The organism is Paenibacillus sp. HGH0039 (assembly GCF_000411255.1).
Lineage (GTDB): Bacteria > Bacillota > Bacilli > Paenibacillales > NBRC-103111 > Paenibacillus_F.
In genome coordinates, this window is the sequence record NZ_KE150413.1 from 2,140,263 (window position 1) to 2,157,866 (window position 17,604).

Sequence of the window (17,604 nt, forward strand, 5' to 3'; positions counted from 1 at the left end):
TTATCACAGTGCGAATCCTACTCTCAAACAAGCCTGCCGATCCGGCTTCTCCGACCTGTCCGTTGGCCAAAATCCGGGAGAATTATTCCACAGTCTCCACTGTATAAACGGCCGGATCCAGCTCCGCGACGAATGGGGTCAACGTTCCCGCGGAATAGAGCTGGAGCTTGTGCATGGCCCGCGTACAAGCCGTGTAAAACAGCTTCCGCTCGCTTTCGCGGCTGTAGGCGTCGGCGGACGCATCGTAAATGAGAACGGCGTCGAATTCGACCCCCTTGGCGAGATAAGCCGGGATGACCATGACGCCTTTCTCGAACGAAGGCGTATCCTTGCGGATGAGGCGGAGCTCATCCAGGCCGTTCAGCGCTTCGAAGGCGCGCTCGCTTTCGGCGGCGGTTTTGCAGATGACGCCGATGGACGCGCTGCCTTCCGCCTGCAGCGCCGTGATTTCCGCCGTCATCTGGCGAACGAGAGCGTCCGCGTCTGCGCGCGCGCGCTTACCGGTGCCCGTGCCCGTGAAAACAACGGGCTTGCCGCCTTCCCGGTCGAACGGCTCGATCAGGGCGCCGTCCTTCAGCATGCCGCGCGTGAACTCGACGATCTCCCGCGTCGACCGGTAGCTGCGGTGCAGCACGATCTGCTCGGTCTCGCCGGGACCGTACAGACCGGCAACCGGCGTGCTTCCTTCCAGCGTCGTCGCCTGGGCGAACACGGCCTGGTTGAAATCTCCGAGCACGGTCATGCGGCAGCGCGGGAAGAGCCTTTTCAGAAATTCGAACTGAAAAGGGGAATAGTCCTGAGCTTCGTCGATCAGGACGTGCCGGACGATCGTGTTGGTCCGGAAGCCTTCGGTCAGTTCCTGCAGATACAGGAACGGAGTCGCGTCTTCGTACGGCAGATCGCCCCGGTTCATCCGGTCCAGCGTGTACGCGCAGATTTCATCCCACCGGGCGGGAAGTCCGTCCCTGTCATCGGCGTTCTCCGCGGGAACCAATGCATCCGCCGCCGTAGCCGCCCGGTGCAGGGACTGAAACAGCGGCTTGTTCTCATACAGCTGCCGGTAAAGGCCGGGAACATCGACGAAGCGGAGCCGCCTTACCCGTGTCCGCAGGGGCTTGAAATGCTCACGGACGATCATTTTCCGCAGAAGCTGCTCTTCCACGTCCGCATCGTCGAAGCTTTCGGCGCGTCCCCGGCGTTTGCGCAGCTGATTGTAGGCCCGCTGATACTGCTCTTTGTCGAGGAAATCGAGCTCGTCGCGGACCCAGTCTTCCTGCATCTCCCGCTCCTGAAATGCGGCAAGCTCTTCCAGCAGCCATTCCTTCATAAGCTCGATGCGGTTGGCCAGACGGATGGAAGCATCGTAGCCGTAGAAGCGGTCCGATAAGGCTTGCCGGGACAGAATCACCTGATCCCGGAAAACGATGTCTTTGAACAGCATATGCTCCTTCAGAAGCTGATCTTTATACGCTTGAATGACGTGCAGGAAGCGGGAGGAAGCCTTGTAGCGGATTCCGCTCACTCTTGCGGCATACCCGGGCGTCTCTTCGTCCGCGAGCACATATTCGATCTGATCGAACGGATCTTCGATGTTGAACCGTCTGCCGAGCCGGTGATGCAGATAATCCTGAAACGTCGTCTGCTGCATATTTTCCTCGCCAAGCTCGGGCAGAACGGTGGACACGTAGCTGTTGAAAAGCGGGTTGGGCGAAAACAGCACCATCTGGTCGGCGGTCAAAGTTTTCCGGTGTTTGTACAGCAGATAGGCGACCCGCTGGAGAGCCGCGGACGTTTTGCCGCTGCCGGCCGCGCCTTGTACGATAAGCATCCGTGAGCGGTCGTTGCGGATAATGCGGTTCTGCTCCTTCTGGATGGTGGCGACAATCGTCTTCATCTGAGAGCCCGCTCCCTTGCTCAGCACCTGCTGGAGCAGCTCGTCGCCGATCATCATCCCCGTGTCGAACAGGAAATGGATACGGCCGTCGCGGATGATAAACTGGCGCTTGAGTTCGATTTCGCCCTCCACAAGGCCTCCGGGCGTATCGTATTCGCCCGGACCGGGCGCGTAGTCGTAATAAAGACTGGCGATGGGAGTCCGCCAATCGTAGACGAGGAAGGTTTCGCCGTCCTCATCGAGAAAAGAAGACACGCCGACGTACACGCGCTCGGTCCCGCCCGCGCCGTCTTCTTTAAAATCAATCCGCCCGAAATAAGGGGAGGGGAGAAGACGGTTCATCCGGTCGGCCAGCTTCTTGAGCTGACGGTGGGTTCTCTCTCTCTCGGATAAAACTTCAGCCTGCTGCCTCAGGCTGAGGTACGTATCCAGGACATCGTCGTCATGAGCCAGATTGACGGTCACTTCATCCCAAAAATGTTTCCGGATATCGACGACTTGAGACTTGAGCTGCCCCACATCGGGTTCGATTTTATCCAACTGCTGCCGAAGCTTGGTTCTGACAAGACCGACCCTTTGCTGTTCATGCTGCCATTCTTCTTTGGAAACCGACACGAAAACCCCTCCTTAAACGTGAAAAAACAACCCGCATAAGCGGCCATGCAAAAAAAGTTGACAAAGCTGCGCTGAGGTGATACGATAATATCAGATAAAAGCGCTCAATACTTTTAAAGTTACTAGTATTGACAGCGGTTTTTTATTTTACCATTTCTGTTTAACAAAATCAAACATGTTTTAAGCCGTCAGGATATCTGGCGGCTTTTTTGGTTTTTCAGGGAGTTCCGATGGAAGACGGAATCCGCTCAGGTGACGATTTTGTAAGCCGGAAACGCGTGTTTTGCAAGGGAAATCGATGGGTCGCTTCTCCTTATTGTCTTAAACTGGTTCTATCAGCGGAAGTGATAATCCCGGAGGAGACTGGATAAGAATGAACCTAGGAGCTATAACCAAACTTGCAAAGACCAGGAAAGAACGAAAGAGAATAGGGGCGCGGACCCTGTTTGCGGCGGCCGCAGCACTTCTAATTGCGGTGCCGGAACCCGCCAAAGCGGCGGAGAGCGTTTCCGGTAAGCCGGATACCACCGCGCGGATCGACGCTTACATGGAAGCGGCCATGAGCAGGCTGCATATCCCCGGAGCGGCGCTCGGAATCGTGAAGGAGGACGATACCGTCTATCTTCAGGGCTACGGTACGAGCGGTCCGGACGGCGCAAAAGCGACCCCGCAGACCGCTTTTGTGCTGGGATCGACAAGCAAATCGATAACGGCTGCGGCCGTGATGCAGCTTGCGGAGCGCGGAAAGATCGATCTGGAGGCGCCGGTGCGCCGCTATTTGCCGGACTTCAAGACGGCGGACCCGGAGCGGTCCGACCGGATACGGGTCAAAGATCTGCTTTACCAGACGAGCGGGTTTTCGAAATACGACGGTGTGGCCGCTCTGACGCAGGGGGATTCGACAATCGGAGCCCATATCGGCGGTTTAAGCAATATTTCGCTTGTCCGGGACCCCGGAACCGGTTTCGAATATTCGAACTTGAACTATAACGTGCTGGGCGGCTTGGTGGAGAAAATATCGGGAGCCTCCTACACAGCTTATGTAAAAGACTATCTTTTCGAACCGCTCGAAATGAAGAACAGCTTCGGTTCGCCGCAAGAGGCGGGCGAAGCGGACATGGCGGCGGGGTATCAGTCGGTTTTCGGTTTCAAAGCTCCGACCCGGCAGCTTGCGCATACCGGCACGGTGCCTTCAGGCTATCTGATTTCCACGGCGGAAGATATGACCCATTATCTCAGCGCGCAGATGAACGGGGGCCGCTACAAGGAGAAAACGGTCTGGAGCGAAAAGAGCAACGCGGCGCTTCACAAACCGGAAGCTTCCATAGGCGGCGGCGCTTCCTACGCGATGGGATGGACAGTCAAAAACGGGGTTCTCTTTCATGACGGAGCGACCGAAAACACGTATTCGTTTATGGTTATTCATGGAGACACGGGCATTATTCTGCTTCTCAACACGATGGATTATCTTGTGCCGTACGATCAGATCGTGATGGGGATATACGGCATTCTGCAGGGAGAAGACGCTCCCGTCGAGTCGCTGCCGAACTATATCCGGACGTATGTGCTGGCCGATATGGCGATGGCCGCCGTGCTTGCGCTTGCCGTCCGCAGTTTTTACACCCTGTTCCGAAGGAAAAAACGCGTAAAGCCGACGGCCGGCCGCATCGCGCTCAGCGCGGCGGGGATTGCGGGGGTTCACCTGCTGCTCCCGGCTTGCATCCTGATGCTGCCCAAGCTGCTTCATGCGCCTTGGCCGGTTTTGATGGTTTTCCTGCCGGGGCTGTCCCAAGGGCTGTATTTTATGGCGATCTTGCTGGTTTGTACCGGTTTGCTTAAGACTGCCGCTGTTGTCCGGGCGCTTCGGGTGAGAAAAATGGCGCAATAACGGACATCGGTCCCGGATTGACTTCCCGGAAGAAGCCGCTCTCCTTCCGTTCCGCCGTCAGACGCTTCAACCGGGCATTTTTTGGGGTAAGCATGGGTAGCGAAAAAGCAGCGGAAGGATGATGAGCATGAATTCGGCACGTTTACAGCGTATCCGGCGTGAGGAGAAGGCGTATCACGAGCAGTATTTTGAAGAGCATGATTTGTACGAGAAGGACAGCTGGCTGGAAGAGCCGGATGAGCGGGTTTTGGAGTATTTGGAGAAGCTCCGGGACGGGAAACCTCTGAAGGTGCTTGATCTGGGGTGCGGGGTCGGACGGAATTCCATTCCGCTGGCCCGAAAGCTTCAGCCGACAGGCGGCAAAGTCGTCTGTGTGGATCTGCTGGACAAAGCGCTGGAGCAGCTTGAGGCAAACAGCGAGGAGTATGGTGTCCAGGAGCTCATCGAAACCGGGCAAGCGGACATCAGCGAATACGAGGTGCCCGGGAACACGTTCGATTATATCCTCGCGGCATCCAGTCTTGAGCATGTCCGTTCCGAATCCGCCCTGGATAAGGTGCTGGCAGGACTTGCGGCGGGGACCAAGGACGGAGGCATCAACTTCATCCTCATGAATACGAACATAAGAGAAGTGGATGCGGAAACCGGCGAGGGACGCGAAACGCTGATCGAGCTGATTTTGACGAAAGAGCAGGCGCTCGAAAAACTCCGGCAGGCATACTCCGGGTGGGAGGAACTTGATGTGTCCCATAAGCCGCTGGATATCGAAATCAACCGGGGCGAAACGCCCGTCATTATGAAAACGGACTGTTTGAGCTTTGCGGTCCGGAAGCGGTAAGTGGGGCGTTAGACGTTTTCGGAAATAGAGAGTACGCTAGAGCCGCCAGCCGCCAGCCGCCAGCCGCCAGCCGCCAGCCGCCAGCCGCCGGATAGGTGGATAGATGGATAAGCGAAGAGCCGCAGAGAAACTGCGGTTCTTTTTGTTTTTCGTTGAGAATAATTTTCAATTAGGGATTGAAAACGGAGCGGAGACCCTCTATACTGATTATGAAAATGATAATCATTATCAACGAAATGAGACCAGTCATAATCAGTTTACATAGATGGAGGGACGTGTGACGGATGAGCACATTTATAGTCGTGTACGCAAGTTTAACGGGCAATACGGAGGAAATGGCGGACGCTGTGGTGGAAGGGATCAAACAGGCCGGCGGAACGGTGACGGTCAAGGATATTCTGGACGCCCGTGCGGCTGAATTGGAAGCTTACGACGGCATCGTGCTCGGAGCTTACACATGGGGTGACGGAGAGCTGCCCGACGAGTTTCTGGATTTCTACGAAGAGATGGATGAGCTGAAGCTGAACGGCAAAATCGGGGCGGTATTCGGCTCCTGTGATTCCAGCTACGCTCAGTACGGAGCGGCCGTCGATCTATTGACGGAGAAGCTTCAATCCCTCGGCTGCATGATGCAGGAAGGGCTGAAAATCGAGCTCTGCCCGTCGGCTCCCGAACGCGAAGCGTGCAGAGAATTCGGACGGCAGGCGGTACTGCGTTTCCAGGGGGCTCTGTGAGCGGCGCGGCAGCGGCAGGCCGGATGGAGGACGGGCGGCTGGAGCAGTTTATCCGCTGCCCCGGCTGCTTCTATTCCGGCGGAAACTGTCAGGAGAGCGAGCCGTGGCGCGAGAGCGCGAGAACGGCGGCCGACCGGATCATCCGCGAATTTTACGGCATCGACGCTTCCCGGCGGACGGCGGACATTATCCTGGAGAGGCTGGAAATGTACCTGATCGGCCCGGACGAGTCGGGGCTTGTCATGGAAGATTATTTGCGCATGAAGAAGAATCTGGCGAAATATTTGATTCTTGCCCTGTTTCAGGAAGAGAAGACGGAACCTCCTTTGTTCCTCTTCGAGACGCTGTCGGTACAGGTCGAAGAACTGGACCTGGAGCTCGTCATGCACCTGCATGTAGGGGAATGGGCGAACGGGTCCTATACGCTGAAGCGGTACTATCTTGACGAGGACTGGTGCGTCGTGAAGGCGTACCTTCAGCTGTCGCTCGTTTTCGCCTACAAGGCGTTCGGCAGGCTGCCGGGCCAGATCGAAGCCTACAACCTGCTCACCGGCGAAGCTTACCGGATCCGGCCCAAATTGGACGATTTGCAGGCTTCGATGGATTTTCTGCGGCTGACGGATACGCTTATGCGCGAGCCCAAGCGCGGCCGGATTATGCTCGCTTAGCCGGACGAAGCAATTCCTCATGAGCAGCTTTCCTTTTCTCCTTCATGGTGCCGGAATCTTGCCGTACGTTCATTAAAAAAACATCCGGCCGACCCGTCGCCTTACGTCTGAGACTTGTGATAAACTGTTTTAACCGCAAATTTTTTTGCGAAAAACAGGATGAATGGAGACGACCATGATTATCGCCGACCGACCCTTTAACGTGAACGGATTATCGTATACGATCCGGTCAGCAGCCGACCGAGATGCGGAGCAGTTGTCCCGGCTAAGGATGCAGATCGACGGAGAAACCGAAAATATGGACCGGGAACAAGGGGAAGCGTTCATCGACGCGCTTGGCTTCGAGCGGCTGATTCAAGCGGATTCGGACAGCCCGAGAAACTTGTTTCTGGTCGCGGCCGTAGAGGACCGGGTTGTCGCCTTCTCCAGATGCGAAGGAAATCATCTGATCCGGTTTTCCCACAAAGTCGAATTCGGGGTGGGTGTGCTCAAGGAGTTCTGGGGGCACGGCATCGGGAAAAATCTATTAAAGACATCCATCGACTGGGCCGATTCCAACGGGATCAAGAAAATGACACTGACGGTTCTGGAAACGAACGAGAAAGCGGCTCAGCTCTATCGTAAGCTTGGTTTTGAGATCGAAGGGGTCCTGAAAAAGGACAAAATTCTATCGGACGGCAGCTATTACAGCACCCTTGTGATGGGGAGATTTAACAATTAATACTTTTTGCTGCGCAGGATAGGGGTCCATAGACCTCATCCTGTTTTTTTCGTCCGGCTCTTTGAGCGATCCCCGGGACGGCAAAATTTCGGAATCCGACAGCTGCGGCAATGACCCGATTCCGCCGGAGGGCTGATTCCGGTTCGTGGATTTCAGGGAACGGTAACTCGTCCTATCCTTTTTTCGTTTATGGAGAAAGGATTTTTTTTGATGGAACGGTATTTACAAAAACTTCTTTACACGTTGGGAAAGTCGAAGGTAAGTTTAAAGAAGGACCTTTTAACTAAACGGGGGAGTGATGGAAGTGGAAGTGAAGCAAGCGGGAAAAATAGATATCGCCCGGTACGACCGGAACTTACAAACGGACACGATGGCCGATGAGGCAGCCGTGTGGCATGATCCCCGCCGGGCTCCGTTTACGATTTCGGGGTTTGCGTGGCTGGAGACGGAAGGCCGGTACCGGAGACTGCCCGTACGTCCGGACCGCAAGCTGCCGGAAGCGGTCGACCGGCTCGCGGATTGCACGGCGGGCGGGCAGATCCGCTTTATTACCGATACGGCGCAGCTGTCCGTCCGCGTCCGGCTCGGCGGCAATGCCGCCATGCCTCATATGACGGCACTGGGCCAGTGCGGGTTCGACTGCTACATCGGGGAACCGGGCAATCAGCGCTATGTTGCAACCGCTTCCTTTAAACCGGGAGACTGCGAGTACAACTCCCGGCTCTACCGGTTCGAGGAGAAGCGGATGCGGCACATCACGCTGAATTTCCCTCTCTACCAAGGGGTGGAGGAGGTCTGGATCGGAACGGACGAGGATGCCCTTGTAGAAGAACCGCTCCCCTATGAAAGTCCGGGCAGGATCATCATCTACGGCACCTCGATCACCCAGGGCGGCTGCGCGAACCGGCCGGGCATGAGTTATCCGGGCATTTTGAGCCGGCACATAAACCGGGAGTTCATCAATCTCGGTTTTTCGGGCAGCGGCAAAGGCGAGCCGGAAGTAGCCAAGGTAATCCGCGAAATCGGGAATCCCGCTCTGCTGGTCCTCGATTATGAGGCCAACACGGGCGAACCGGAGAACATCCGGGCCACACTGCCGGTTTTTATCGACTTGTACCGGGAAAAGCACCCCGAAGTTCCGATTCTCGTTGTCTCCTGCATCGAGTTCGCCGCCGCCAGGTTTGACCCGGCTGTGCGCAAGAAACTGGACGACAGGCGGGCCATACAGCGGCAGACCGTTGAGGACCGGATCGCGAAGGGCGACTCGTTCATCACGTTCTTCGACGGATCGGCTCTGCTCGGCGAAGACGGGGACGAGTGTACGGTGGACGGGATTCACCCGACCGATCTCGGTTTTAAACGGATGGCGGACGGACTTCTCCGGGTATTCAACCGATGCTTGCGGGCCGAGTGAGACAGCGGATGCGCATATCGAGCCGCTTCGGCTTCCGTCCGCTACGTCCGCTTGCTTTGCTCAGAATTTCGCTCCTCTTGGGGGCGCTGGCCGCCGCTTCCGCAGGTTGTGAACGTGCGCCGGAAGCGGCCCGAGGCGGACTTATTCCGCCCGGTTCCGCATCACCCGCCGATTCCATCTCGATTGTGACGAACACGATCGGGCTGAGCTTTCCGCAGGGGCTGGACGAGAATAACAATCCTTACCTGCGTTATATTGAAAAAAACACCGGGCTGAATATTAAGGTGACGCTCCCGCCCCAGGATGTGTATCCCGAAAAGCTGAACGTCATCATGGCTTCGGGCAACACGCCGGATCTTATTAATTATTCCGATAAAGTATGGATGAACGATAACGCCAGACAGAACAAACTGATGCCGCTGGACGAGCTGATCGACCGCTACGGCAAAGACCTCAAGGAGAAGATTCCGAAAGAAGCGTGGGATCAGGTCACCGTCGACGGCAAAATTTACGCGGTTCCGAGTCTGAACGAAGTGAAAGGGCTGGAGCTGATGTACGTGCGCAAAGACTGGCTGGACCGTCTCGGACTCGCTCCGCCCGTCACCTTGGACGATTATTATAAGGTGATCCGCGCTTTTACGTTGGACGACCCGGACGGCAACGGGCTTAACGACACGATCGGGCTGACGTTCGGCGATGCTCTTGCCCGTTCGGCGCCCTTCTTCGGCGCGTTCGGCGTGCAGCTCGATCAGTGGGCGGACCGTTACGGGGAGCTTGCTTACACCAGTACACTGCCGGAGACGAAAGAGGCTCTAGCTTTTTTGAGAAAGCTGTACCGCGAGAAGCTTCTGGACCCCGAATTTCCGCTGAACCGCAATGCCAGCATGATGGACAAAGTCAAGAACGGCAAGGTCGGGCTGTTCTCCGCCACCTGGTACGATACACGGGGGCCGATTGCGGCCAATATGCAGAAAGACCCGCGGGCCGTCTGGATTCCGCTTGAATACCCGACAGGCCCGGATGGACATAGCGGCGTCTATGCGACCAGCCTTATCCGCTCGTACAACGTGATTCCGGTAGGGAGCACTAATCCCGAGGGCGTCATCCGGTATCTGAATTTCATTGCGGGCGACGGTTACAAGACGCTGAAGCTGGGCTTCGAGAACGAAATCTGGTCGATGCAGAACGGGAAGATGATCACCAACTTCGAGGAACACGACAAACATATATACCGGGGAATATACCAGGCGATGGCAGATGTTCCAGACAAGGAGATTTCTAAAATGCGGCTCGATTCTCTTGGCGATTTTCATTTGTACGACAATTTAAGACGAATCGAAGGCCACTTGATCCCGAATGCTTTCTACGGCTCGCCGACCCCGTCGATGAGCAAATACTACAACATCAAGGGGAAGGAACTGATGGAACATTTCGTTCGTATCATTGTGGGCGTCGAGCCTTTGGACTCGTTCGAAATGGCTGTAGAACGGTGGAGGAAAGAAGGCGGAGATGACATGACCCGGGAAGTGAACGAGTGGTATAAGAAGCAGGGCATCCCGCAGGGTGCGCGATGAGGAAGACGCTGCGCTGGTTGCGGGACAAGTTTCAGCGGAATATACAAGTCCGGCTGACCTGCTACTTTCTGCTCATTCTGCTGCCGCTCGTGCTGGTGAGTCTCTTCGCCAATGAGCGTTCCCAGCAGATTCTCGTCGAGCAGGCTGCGGAGAGATCCCGGCTGGCTTTGAATTCCGCGATGGACTACATCGATTTGACGCTGCAGAGCGTCGAGGAGCTGTCGACACTGATCTCGACGGACTCAGAGCTGATCGGCACCTTGTCGCGCAACGGCAGGGAGCTGACTCCCCGAGCCGTGATGGACTTTTCGCAAATGATGAAGCAGTTGTCCAACATGAACTCCATCAATCACATTGCCGCCCAGATTTCCATTTACCATTATCCGTCCACCAGGATGTTTTCCACGAATTACGGCACGAGATACCTGGATAAGAGCCAGCAGGAGTTTATGCAGAGCATGACGCTCCGAAACGGCACGGGTATTCTGTACATGCTGCCCGGCGAAATCATATACGGGAGCACCACCTTCGGAGAGTTGATGAATTCGGACAGCGTGACCCTGGTCCGCTCGATGGACCTGTACAACCCTCTGCGGGAGCAGAACGTCCTGCTTGTCACGCTGAACAAAACGCGGCTGCTTAATCTCATCAAGCCGCTGCTTCCTTCACCACAGACTAAGATCTATCTGACCAACGCCAACAACAACCTGATCGCGGGGATCAGCCAGGAAGGGGAGACCCGGGACAAATACCTGCCCTCCGAACCGGACATGCTGTCGGTCACGATTACATCCAACACGTCCAATTGGAAGCTGACGATGATGCAGCCGAAGAGCGAGTTATACAGTAAAACGGAGCAGGTCAAGCTGTATACGTACGGCATTATTACGATCAGTATTTTGCTCGCGCTATGGATTTCCTGGATCGTCTACACGGGTATCGCATCGCCGCTTCAGAAGCTCTCGCACGGAATCAAGCGGCTCGGCAGCGGCAAGCTGAGCATCCAGCTGGAAAACAGGCGCAGGGACGAATTCGGTTATTTGACGGAGGCGTTCAACCAGATGGCCCAGCAGCAGAAGCATCTGATCGAGGATCATTACGAGCAGGAGCTGAGGCTGGCCAAGACGGAGCTGAAATTTTTGCAGTCGCAGATCAATCCCCATTTTCTGTACAACACGCTCGACTCCATCTACTGGACGGCCAAAAACTACGAGGCGGACGAAATCAGTGAAATGGTGCTGAATTTGTCGCGGTTTTTCCGGCTCAGCCTGAATAAAGGGCGCGAAGTTTTTTCGGTGGAAGAAAGCTTCGCGCACCTGCATTACTATATCCGGATTCAGCAGATCCGGTTTCTCGAAAACTTCGAGGTGCAGTACCGGATGGAAGACGAGACGAAAGGGATTCCGCTTCTCAAGCTGCTGCTCCAGCCGCTGGTAGAGAACGCCATCCTCCACGGTATGGACGGAAAAGAAGACGGCGGCCGCCTCGTTGTTTCCTCCCGGCTGGAGGAAGGGTTTCTCGTGCTGGAAGTGAAGGACAACGGAAGCGGCATCCCGCAGGAGCGGCTGGCCTATATCCAGGAGGAGCTGGGCAGGCTCCACAGGCGCAAGGGCAAGCTATACTCGCTGGATGAGGAAGGCGTGGACGACCTGTTCGGGCTCAGGAACGTCGTGTCCCGGATCAAGCTGTATTACGGCGGAAGCGCGGAGCTGAGCATCGACAGCTCAGAAGGCGGAGGCACCTGCACGGCGCTTAAGCTTCCCCTAGTCCGCTGCAGAGAAGATTTCAGTCCCGGTGCGGACAGCATGATCGACTACAAGGAGGAGACGGGAACATGAATGTAATGATCGTCGAGGATGAAGTGCGCCTGCGCACTTCGCTCGTAAACAATATTCCGTGGGAAGACAACGGAATCGAAGTGATTGCCCAGGCGGCGAGCGGGACGGAAGCGCTGTTTCTGTTCGAGCGAAAAAAGCCGGACATCGTGCTGCTCGATGTCCAGATGCCGGAGATGGACGGGCTTACGCTGGCCCGCAAGCTGCGCGAGAAGGATGCCTTCGTCAAGATGATTATTCTCAGCGGGCACGATAATTTCGGCTTCGCCCAGAAAGCGATCGAGGCCGGTGTTTCCCAGTACCTGCTTAAGCCCGCAGGGGACGGGGAAATTCTGGAGGCGGTTCTGAGCGCAGCCGAACAGCTCCGGCAGGAGCTGGAGCGCTGGCACAGCCAGTCGGAGCTCCAGGAGAAATGGTCGGAGCATCTGCCCCAGCTGCAGAGCGCGTTTTTCCAAAACCTGATCGGCGGCAAGTACGCCCTCTGGGAAATCCGCAAGATCAGCAGGGACTATCTGCTTGATCTGGACGAAAGCATGCAGTACGCCGTAGCCGTAGCCGACGTCGATCCGCTCGGCCCCGAAGAATCCCGCTACAAAAGCGGGGATATGCCGCTGCTGCGCTTCTCGCTGCAATGTGTCGCCCGCGAGTTTCTCCAGCCGCATTCGTGCTGGGTGAATACGGACGCAAGCGGGTACACGCTAGTGCTCTTCGCCATGCCGGCGGACGATTCGCCCAACGACGTGATGCTCCGCGTGCATGCCGCGGTCGTGAAGCTGCTCTCCCAGGCTAAGGAATGCCTGAAGGTCACCTGCAGCGCGGGAATCAGCGGAGGGACCGGCGGCCTCACGGAGATCAGCAAGCTGTACGCGCAGGCGTACCAGGCGCTGCAGGACCGCATCGTGTACGGGGCGGACATCGCGGTTCCGTACCGGGACAAGCCGGCGGCCGGCACATCGGTGCCGCTTTCTCCGGGCCTGGAGAAGACGCTGGAGATCGCGCTCGAAACCGGCGATGCCGACAAGGCGATGGATACCCTCTCGGAGCTGTGGGATCAGGCGATGGAAGGAACGGAGACCGCTGCGGGCATGCATGAGGCGCTGATGTACTGGACGAGCCTGATGATCCGGCTCATTCATAAGCAGGGCTGGAGCGTGCAGGATGTCGTGAAGGACGACTACCCGTACTACCGGGACGTCACGATGCTGAGCACGAAGCAGCAGATCCGGGCCTGGCTGGAGCGTTCCGTGCTCCATTACTCGGCCTATCTGCAGGAACAGCGCAAAACGACGAGCCACGGCGTCGTGAAAACGATCCTGTCCATAGTCGAGAAGGAGATCGACAGCGACATCACCCTCCACAGCGTGGCGGACCGGCTCTATGTCAATTCCTCGTACTTAAGCCGTTTGTTTAAGCAGGAAACGGGTGTCGCGTTTTCCACGTACGTGCTGGAACGGAAAATGGACCGCGCCAAGGCGGCGCTGCTGGAAGGCGCCAAGGTGTATGATGCGGCCAGGCTGGTCGGCTACCGGGACGTCAGCTATTTTACGAAAGTGTTCCGCAAATATTGGGGCGTCACTCCGGGCGAAATGAAGCCCTAGCGTCAGGGGACGGGGCAAGGTACAGGACGTTCATCGGATCGTGACCTTCAAGGCGATTTTTTACTAATTTTCCTTATAAAAGTAAGGATGCAAATTGCATCAATAAAAGTGAAAAAAAGCTATCCGCCGCATTCGGGCGGGCGGCTTTTTTTTATGGGACGCGTTTGCCATCCGGAGTGTTTTCAGGAAGCGTCAGCGCGCTATCAAAGTACCACAAATAGTAATGAGTGTCCTCTACTACGGATTTCGCGCAGGTTCTACACTTAGTACTATACAAAAGCGAAAGCGCATAAGGGGGGATTCGATGAGACAGCCTGCTTCTGAAGTAAACGTCTCCCGGTCGAAACAAAGTTATTCCAGACAACTGGGATCGGATATCCGCAAGGATTGGGATTTATATCTGCTGCTCGTGCCGGGTATCCTGTTTGTTTTACTTTTCAAATACACGCCGATGTACGGCCTCGTCATCGCGTTCAAGGATTTCAATATTTTCGACGGAATGGCGGCAAGCCCGTGGGTAGGACTCGAGCATTTCAAAAAACTGTTTACCTCGCAGGAGTTCGGCGGTGTTTTCGTCAACACGCTTATTATCTCTCTGCTGAAAATCGTCATTTTGTTTCCGCTTCCCATTGTCGTCGCCATTCTGATGAACGAAATGAAAAACATGCTGTTCAAGCGCACCATCCAAACGGTCATTTACCTGCCGCACTTTCTGTCCTGGGTCATCGTCAGCGGAATTTTCATCGACCTGTTGTCCACGAACGGAGGACTCGTCAACAAAGTGCTGATCAGCCTGGGGCTGGAACAGATCGCCTTCTTCATGGACAGCAGCGTATTCCGCAGCGTCCTTGTCACATCGGCCGGCTGGAAGGAAACCGGATGGGGCATCATCGTTTACCTCGCCGCGTTTTCGACGATCGATCCCCAGCTATACGAAGCCGCCAAAATGGACGGCGCGGGGCGAATGAAGCAGATTTGGCACATCACGCTGCCCGGAATTTTGCCGACGATCCTGCTGATGTTTATCCTCCGTCTGGGCTCTGTGCTCGAAGCGGGTACGGAACAAATTCTCGTGATGTATAACCCTACCGTTTACAACGTTTCCGACGTGATCGGCACGTTCGTGTACCGGATGGGTCTGGGCAACCAGGATTACAGCTTTACGACCGCCGTCGGACTTTTCGAGTCGGTTATCGCCTTCTCGCTTGTCATCACCGGCAATTATTTAAGCCGCAGATATTTGCAGCGCGGAATTTGGTAGAGAGGAAGAGACGCATATGAATACAGACGCAGCCCTGCCTGCCGTAAAGCCGCACAAACGCAGAAAACCCCGGACGACCTGGTCCGAGAAGATGTTCCATCTGATCAATTATACCCTATTTATCCTGTTCGGAGTGGCAACGCTGCTGCCGTTCCTGAATCTGATCTCCAAATCGCTGAGCGATGAATCCGCTGTCATATCCGGACAGGTCAGTCTGTTTCCGGTCGGTTTTCAGTTAAGCACCTATGCCTATGTGCTGCAGGATCAGATGTTTCTGAATTCGTTTAAAATATCCATCCTGATCACGGTCGTCGGCACCCTGCTCAGTCTTTTTCTGACCACGATTACGGCTTATCCGCTTTCGAAAACAAGGCTGCGGGGCCGCAAATGGCTGCTGCTGGTGTTCATCTTCACGATGCTGTTCAGCGGCGGGCTCATTCCGATGTACCTGCTTATGCAGAACTTGAATCTGGTCAACACACTGCCCGCTCTTTTCCTGCCGGCCATGGTGAACGTGTATAACATGCTCATCATCAAAAACTATTTCGAAGGGCTGCCCGAAAGCCTTGAGGAATCGGCGAAAATGGACGGGGCCAGCAATCTGCGCATTTTGTTCAGCATCATGCTTCCGCTTTCCATGCCGGTACTGGCCACGATCGGGCTCTTTTTCGCCGTGTATTTCTGGAACGATTATTTTGCCGCCATGATTTACATTACGAATCCGAGTCTGAAGCCGATGCAGCTGTTTCTGAAAGAACTGCTCATTTCGTCCACCGGGGATTTCCTCCGGAACAACAATCTGGATTCTTCCATGAATACGACCCCGCAGTCGATTCAGGCGGCCTCGATTCTGCTGGCAACCCTGCCGATCCTGCTCGTTTATCCGTTTCTGCAGAAATATTTCGTGAAAGGTGTCCTGGTCGGCTCCGTCAAAGGCTGACACGACACTTCATCCTGAAAGGCGGTGAGGCCCTTCTTTTGAGGCTTGCGGAACTCGGCTCGGTCTTGTTGTTCAACTAAAAGGGAGGTTTACATCTATGTTAAAAAAAGCAGCGCTTCTGCTCACGGTCGCAGCGCTTGGCGTCACGACGGCGGCATGCGGCGGAGGAAAAGAGACCCAGACAGGCGGTACTTCGCCGGCACCGGCAGGAGGAGCCAAGCCGGCCATGCGCCAGCTTATGCAGTACGGAAATTTCGATCCGAATAAAGAATTCACCGCCAAAACGATTTCGGAGAAAACGGGCTATACGGTCAATTACGAGATGCTTCCGGCGGAAAATCCGGATGAGAAGCTGAACCTGCTGATGGCGAACAAAGAAGAATACGACGTGATGAAGCTGAGCGCGCCTCAATTCGAGAAGCTGGCTACATCGGGTGCCCTGGAGCCGCTCGACGACCTTCTGGAAAAGTACGGCCCGAACATTAAAGCGGCCATCGACCCGGCTGCTTGGGAAAGCGCCAAAGTAAACGGCAAAATCTACGCCATTCCGGAAACGGGCTCCGGTCTCGCGGTCGGGGAAGAACTGGTCGTCCGCCAGGACTGGATGGATGAACTCGGTCTGAAAACGCCGACAAACACGGACGAGCTGTACACGGTGCTGAAAACGATCAAGGAAAAGAAAAACATCGCACCGCTGACAGGTTCCAAAGACTCGAAGGAATCCATTATCGGCGATATCGGCGCGGCCTTCGGCGTTACCGCTGACTGGGTGAACCAGAACGGAACGCTCGTCCATCAGGTGGAGACACCGGCGATGAAAGAATTCCTGACTTACATGAACAAGCTGTACAAAGAAGGCCTGATCGATCAGGAAATGCCGATCAATACGAGCGCCAAGGCGATCGAAAAGTTTTCCAGCGGCAAAGCGGCCATTTTCAAACAGGCTTACTGGAACGCGGGAACGACGGAGAAAGCGCTTAAAAAGAACGACCCTAACGCAAAAACGGCCATCATTCCTTTCCTGAAAGACAAATCCGGCAAAGCGTCCACGTTCGTCAAAGCGAACACGACCTGGTTCGTCACCATTCCGAAGGTTTCCAAACATAAGGAAGATGCCGTGAAATTTCTGGATCTGAAGCTGAAGCCGGATAATTTCATCGAAATTGCCATCGGCAAGCAGGGCGAGCATCACGAGATCAAAGACGGCAAATACTACCCGATTCTGCCTAAGTTCAACGACGAGCTTAACAATGGAAGCGGTTTCCTGACGGGTGTCGATTACAAGAAATATCCGGACTACTGGCAGGCCCGTGTGCGTAAAGATCCCGTTCTGCAAGCGTTCTTCGAACAGATCAACAAAAACGCCGAAGGCATCATGGTCACCGATCCGCTTGCCAAGGCGCCGCCGATTGCGGACATCTCCAAAAGCAAGCAGAAGCTCGACAAGTTCCAGACCGATAGCATGCTGAAATTTATCAGCGGATCGGATCCGCTGTCCAATTACGATCAATTTTTGGCCAAATGGAAGGCCGATGGCGGCGATGCGATGATTAAAGCGGCCAACGAGTGGTTCAAAAGCGCCAAAAAATAACACACATCCAGAATCATTCACATCCGGCAGCGG

Annotated in this window: 13 protein-coding genes; 12 read left to right on the forward strand and 1 reads right to left on the reverse strand. The window is 55.4% G+C overall.

What is annotated here, in order from left to right; all coding sequences use genetic code 11:
- Positions 1–82 precede the first annotated feature (82 nt).
- The gene (helD, locus tag HMPREF1207_RS24230) at positions 83–2,509 is read right to left on the reverse strand and encodes an RNA polymerase recycling motor HelD (protein ID WP_009672439.1); all 2,427 of its coding nucleotides are present in this window, start codon (positions 2,507–2,509) and stop codon (positions 83–85) included.
- Between the two features lie 373 nt (positions 2,510–2,882).
- Between helD and HMPREF1207_RS24235 the strand changes: the two genes are divergently transcribed.
- The 12 genes from HMPREF1207_RS24235 (at position 2,883) to HMPREF1207_RS24290 (ending at position 17,571) form a co-directional block, all read left to right on the forward strand.
- A complete protein-coding gene (locus tag HMPREF1207_RS24235; protein ID WP_009672481.1) occupies positions 2,883–4,397 on the forward strand; it encodes a serine hydrolase domain-containing protein in 1,515 nt (504 codons plus the stop codon).
- Between the two features lie 127 nt (positions 4,398–4,524).
- Positions 4,525–5,235: a class I SAM-dependent methyltransferase gene (locus HMPREF1207_RS24240; protein ID WP_009672380.1), complete on the forward strand. Its 711-nt coding sequence runs from the start codon at positions 4,525–4,527 to the stop codon at positions 5,233–5,235.
- Positions 5,236–5,519: 284 nt separating this feature from the next.
- Positions 5,520–5,969, forward strand: coding sequence for a flavodoxin (locus HMPREF1207_RS24245; RefSeq protein ID WP_009672523.1), 450 nt, complete (start codon positions 5,520–5,522; stop codon positions 5,967–5,969).
- Positions 5,966–6,637 (forward strand): hypothetical protein, encoded by a 672-nt coding sequence (locus tag HMPREF1207_RS24250; RefSeq protein ID WP_009672557.1) that lies wholly within the window; start codon positions 5,966–5,968, stop codon positions 6,635–6,637. The genes HMPREF1207_RS24245 and HMPREF1207_RS24250 overlap by 4 nt, the downstream gene beginning before the upstream one ends.
- A 175-nt stretch (positions 6,638–6,812) precedes the next feature.
- Positions 6,813–7,358 carry a GNAT family N-acetyltransferase gene (locus HMPREF1207_RS24255; RefSeq protein WP_016424042.1) on the forward strand — a complete coding sequence of 182 codons (546 nt, stop codon included), beginning with the start codon at positions 6,813–6,815 and terminating at the stop codon, positions 7,356–7,358.
- 298 nt (positions 7,359–7,656) lie between these two features.
- Complete coding sequence (locus HMPREF1207_RS24260; RefSeq protein ID WP_009672556.1) at positions 7,657–8,772, forward strand: SGNH/GDSL hydrolase family protein; 1,116 nt, start codon at positions 7,657–7,659, stop codon at positions 8,770–8,772.
- Between the two features lie 8 nt (positions 8,773–8,780).
- On the forward strand, positions 8,781–10,346 hold the full coding sequence (locus HMPREF1207_RS24265) for an extracellular solute-binding protein (RefSeq protein WP_009672399.1): 1,566 nt from the start codon (positions 8,781–8,783) through the stop codon (positions 10,344–10,346).
- Positions 10,343–12,184: a sensor histidine kinase gene (locus HMPREF1207_RS24270; RefSeq protein ID WP_009672552.1), complete on the forward strand. Its 1,842-nt coding sequence runs from the start codon at positions 10,343–10,345 to the stop codon at positions 12,182–12,184. The genes HMPREF1207_RS24265 and HMPREF1207_RS24270 overlap by 4 nt, the downstream gene beginning before the upstream one ends.
- Complete coding sequence (locus HMPREF1207_RS24275) at positions 12,181–13,779, forward strand: response regulator transcription factor (protein ID WP_009672453.1); 1,599 nt, start codon at positions 12,181–12,183, stop codon at positions 13,777–13,779. The genes HMPREF1207_RS24270 and HMPREF1207_RS24275 overlap by 4 nt, the downstream gene beginning before the upstream one ends.
- 304 nt (positions 13,780–14,083) lie before the next feature.
- Positions 14,084–15,040 (forward strand): ABC transporter permease, encoded by a 957-nt coding sequence (locus HMPREF1207_RS24280; RefSeq protein ID WP_009672502.1) that lies wholly within the window; start codon positions 14,084–14,086, stop codon positions 15,038–15,040.
- Between the two features lie 16 nt (positions 15,041–15,056).
- Positions 15,057–15,980 carry a carbohydrate ABC transporter permease gene (locus HMPREF1207_RS24285; RefSeq protein ID WP_009672560.1) on the forward strand — a complete coding sequence of 308 codons (924 nt, stop codon included), beginning with the start codon at positions 15,057–15,059 and terminating at the stop codon, positions 15,978–15,980.
- Positions 15,981–16,077: 97 nt separating this feature from the next.
- Complete coding sequence (locus HMPREF1207_RS24290) at positions 16,078–17,571, forward strand: extracellular solute-binding protein (RefSeq protein WP_009672489.1); 1,494 nt, start codon at positions 16,078–16,080, stop codon at positions 17,569–17,571.
- Positions 17,572–17,604 lie beyond the last annotated feature (33 nt).

Bases quoted from the DNA above. Each gene is read 5' to 3' on its own strand.
- HMPREF1207_RS24235 (WP_009672481.1), top strand. From the start codon at position 2,883: ATGAACCTAGGAGCTATAACCAAACTTGCAAAGACCAGGAAAGAACGA.
- HMPREF1207_RS24240 (WP_009672380.1), top strand. From the start codon at position 4,525: ATGAATTCGGCACGTTTACAGCGTATCCGGCGTGAGGAGAAGGCGTAT.
- HMPREF1207_RS24245 (WP_009672523.1), top strand. From the start codon at position 5,520: ATGAGCACATTTATAGTCGTGTACGCAAGTTTAACGGGCAATACGGAG.
- HMPREF1207_RS24255 (WP_016424042.1), top strand. From the start codon at position 6,813: ATGATTATCGCCGACCGACCCTTTAACGTGAACGGATTATCGTATACG.
- HMPREF1207_RS24260 (WP_009672556.1), top strand. From the start codon at position 7,657: ATGGAAGTGGAAGTGAAGCAAGCGGGAAAAATAGATATCGCCCGGTAC.
- HMPREF1207_RS24265 (WP_009672399.1), top strand. From the start codon at position 8,781: ATGCGCATATCGAGCCGCTTCGGCTTCCGTCCGCTACGTCCGCTTGCT.
- HMPREF1207_RS24270 (WP_009672552.1), top strand. From the start codon at position 10,343: ATGAGGAAGACGCTGCGCTGGTTGCGGGACAAGTTTCAGCGGAATATA.
- HMPREF1207_RS24275 (WP_009672453.1), top strand. From the start codon at position 12,181: ATGAATGTAATGATCGTCGAGGATGAAGTGCGCCTGCGCACTTCGCTC.
- HMPREF1207_RS24280 (WP_009672502.1), top strand. From the start codon at position 14,084: ATGAGACAGCCTGCTTCTGAAGTAAACGTCTCCCGGTCGAAACAAAGT.
- HMPREF1207_RS24285 (WP_009672560.1), top strand. From the start codon at position 15,057: ATGAATACAGACGCAGCCCTGCCTGCCGTAAAGCCGCACAAACGCAGA.
- HMPREF1207_RS24290 (WP_009672489.1), top strand. From the start codon at position 16,078: ATGTTAAAAAAAGCAGCGCTTCTGCTCACGGTCGCAGCGCTTGGCGTC.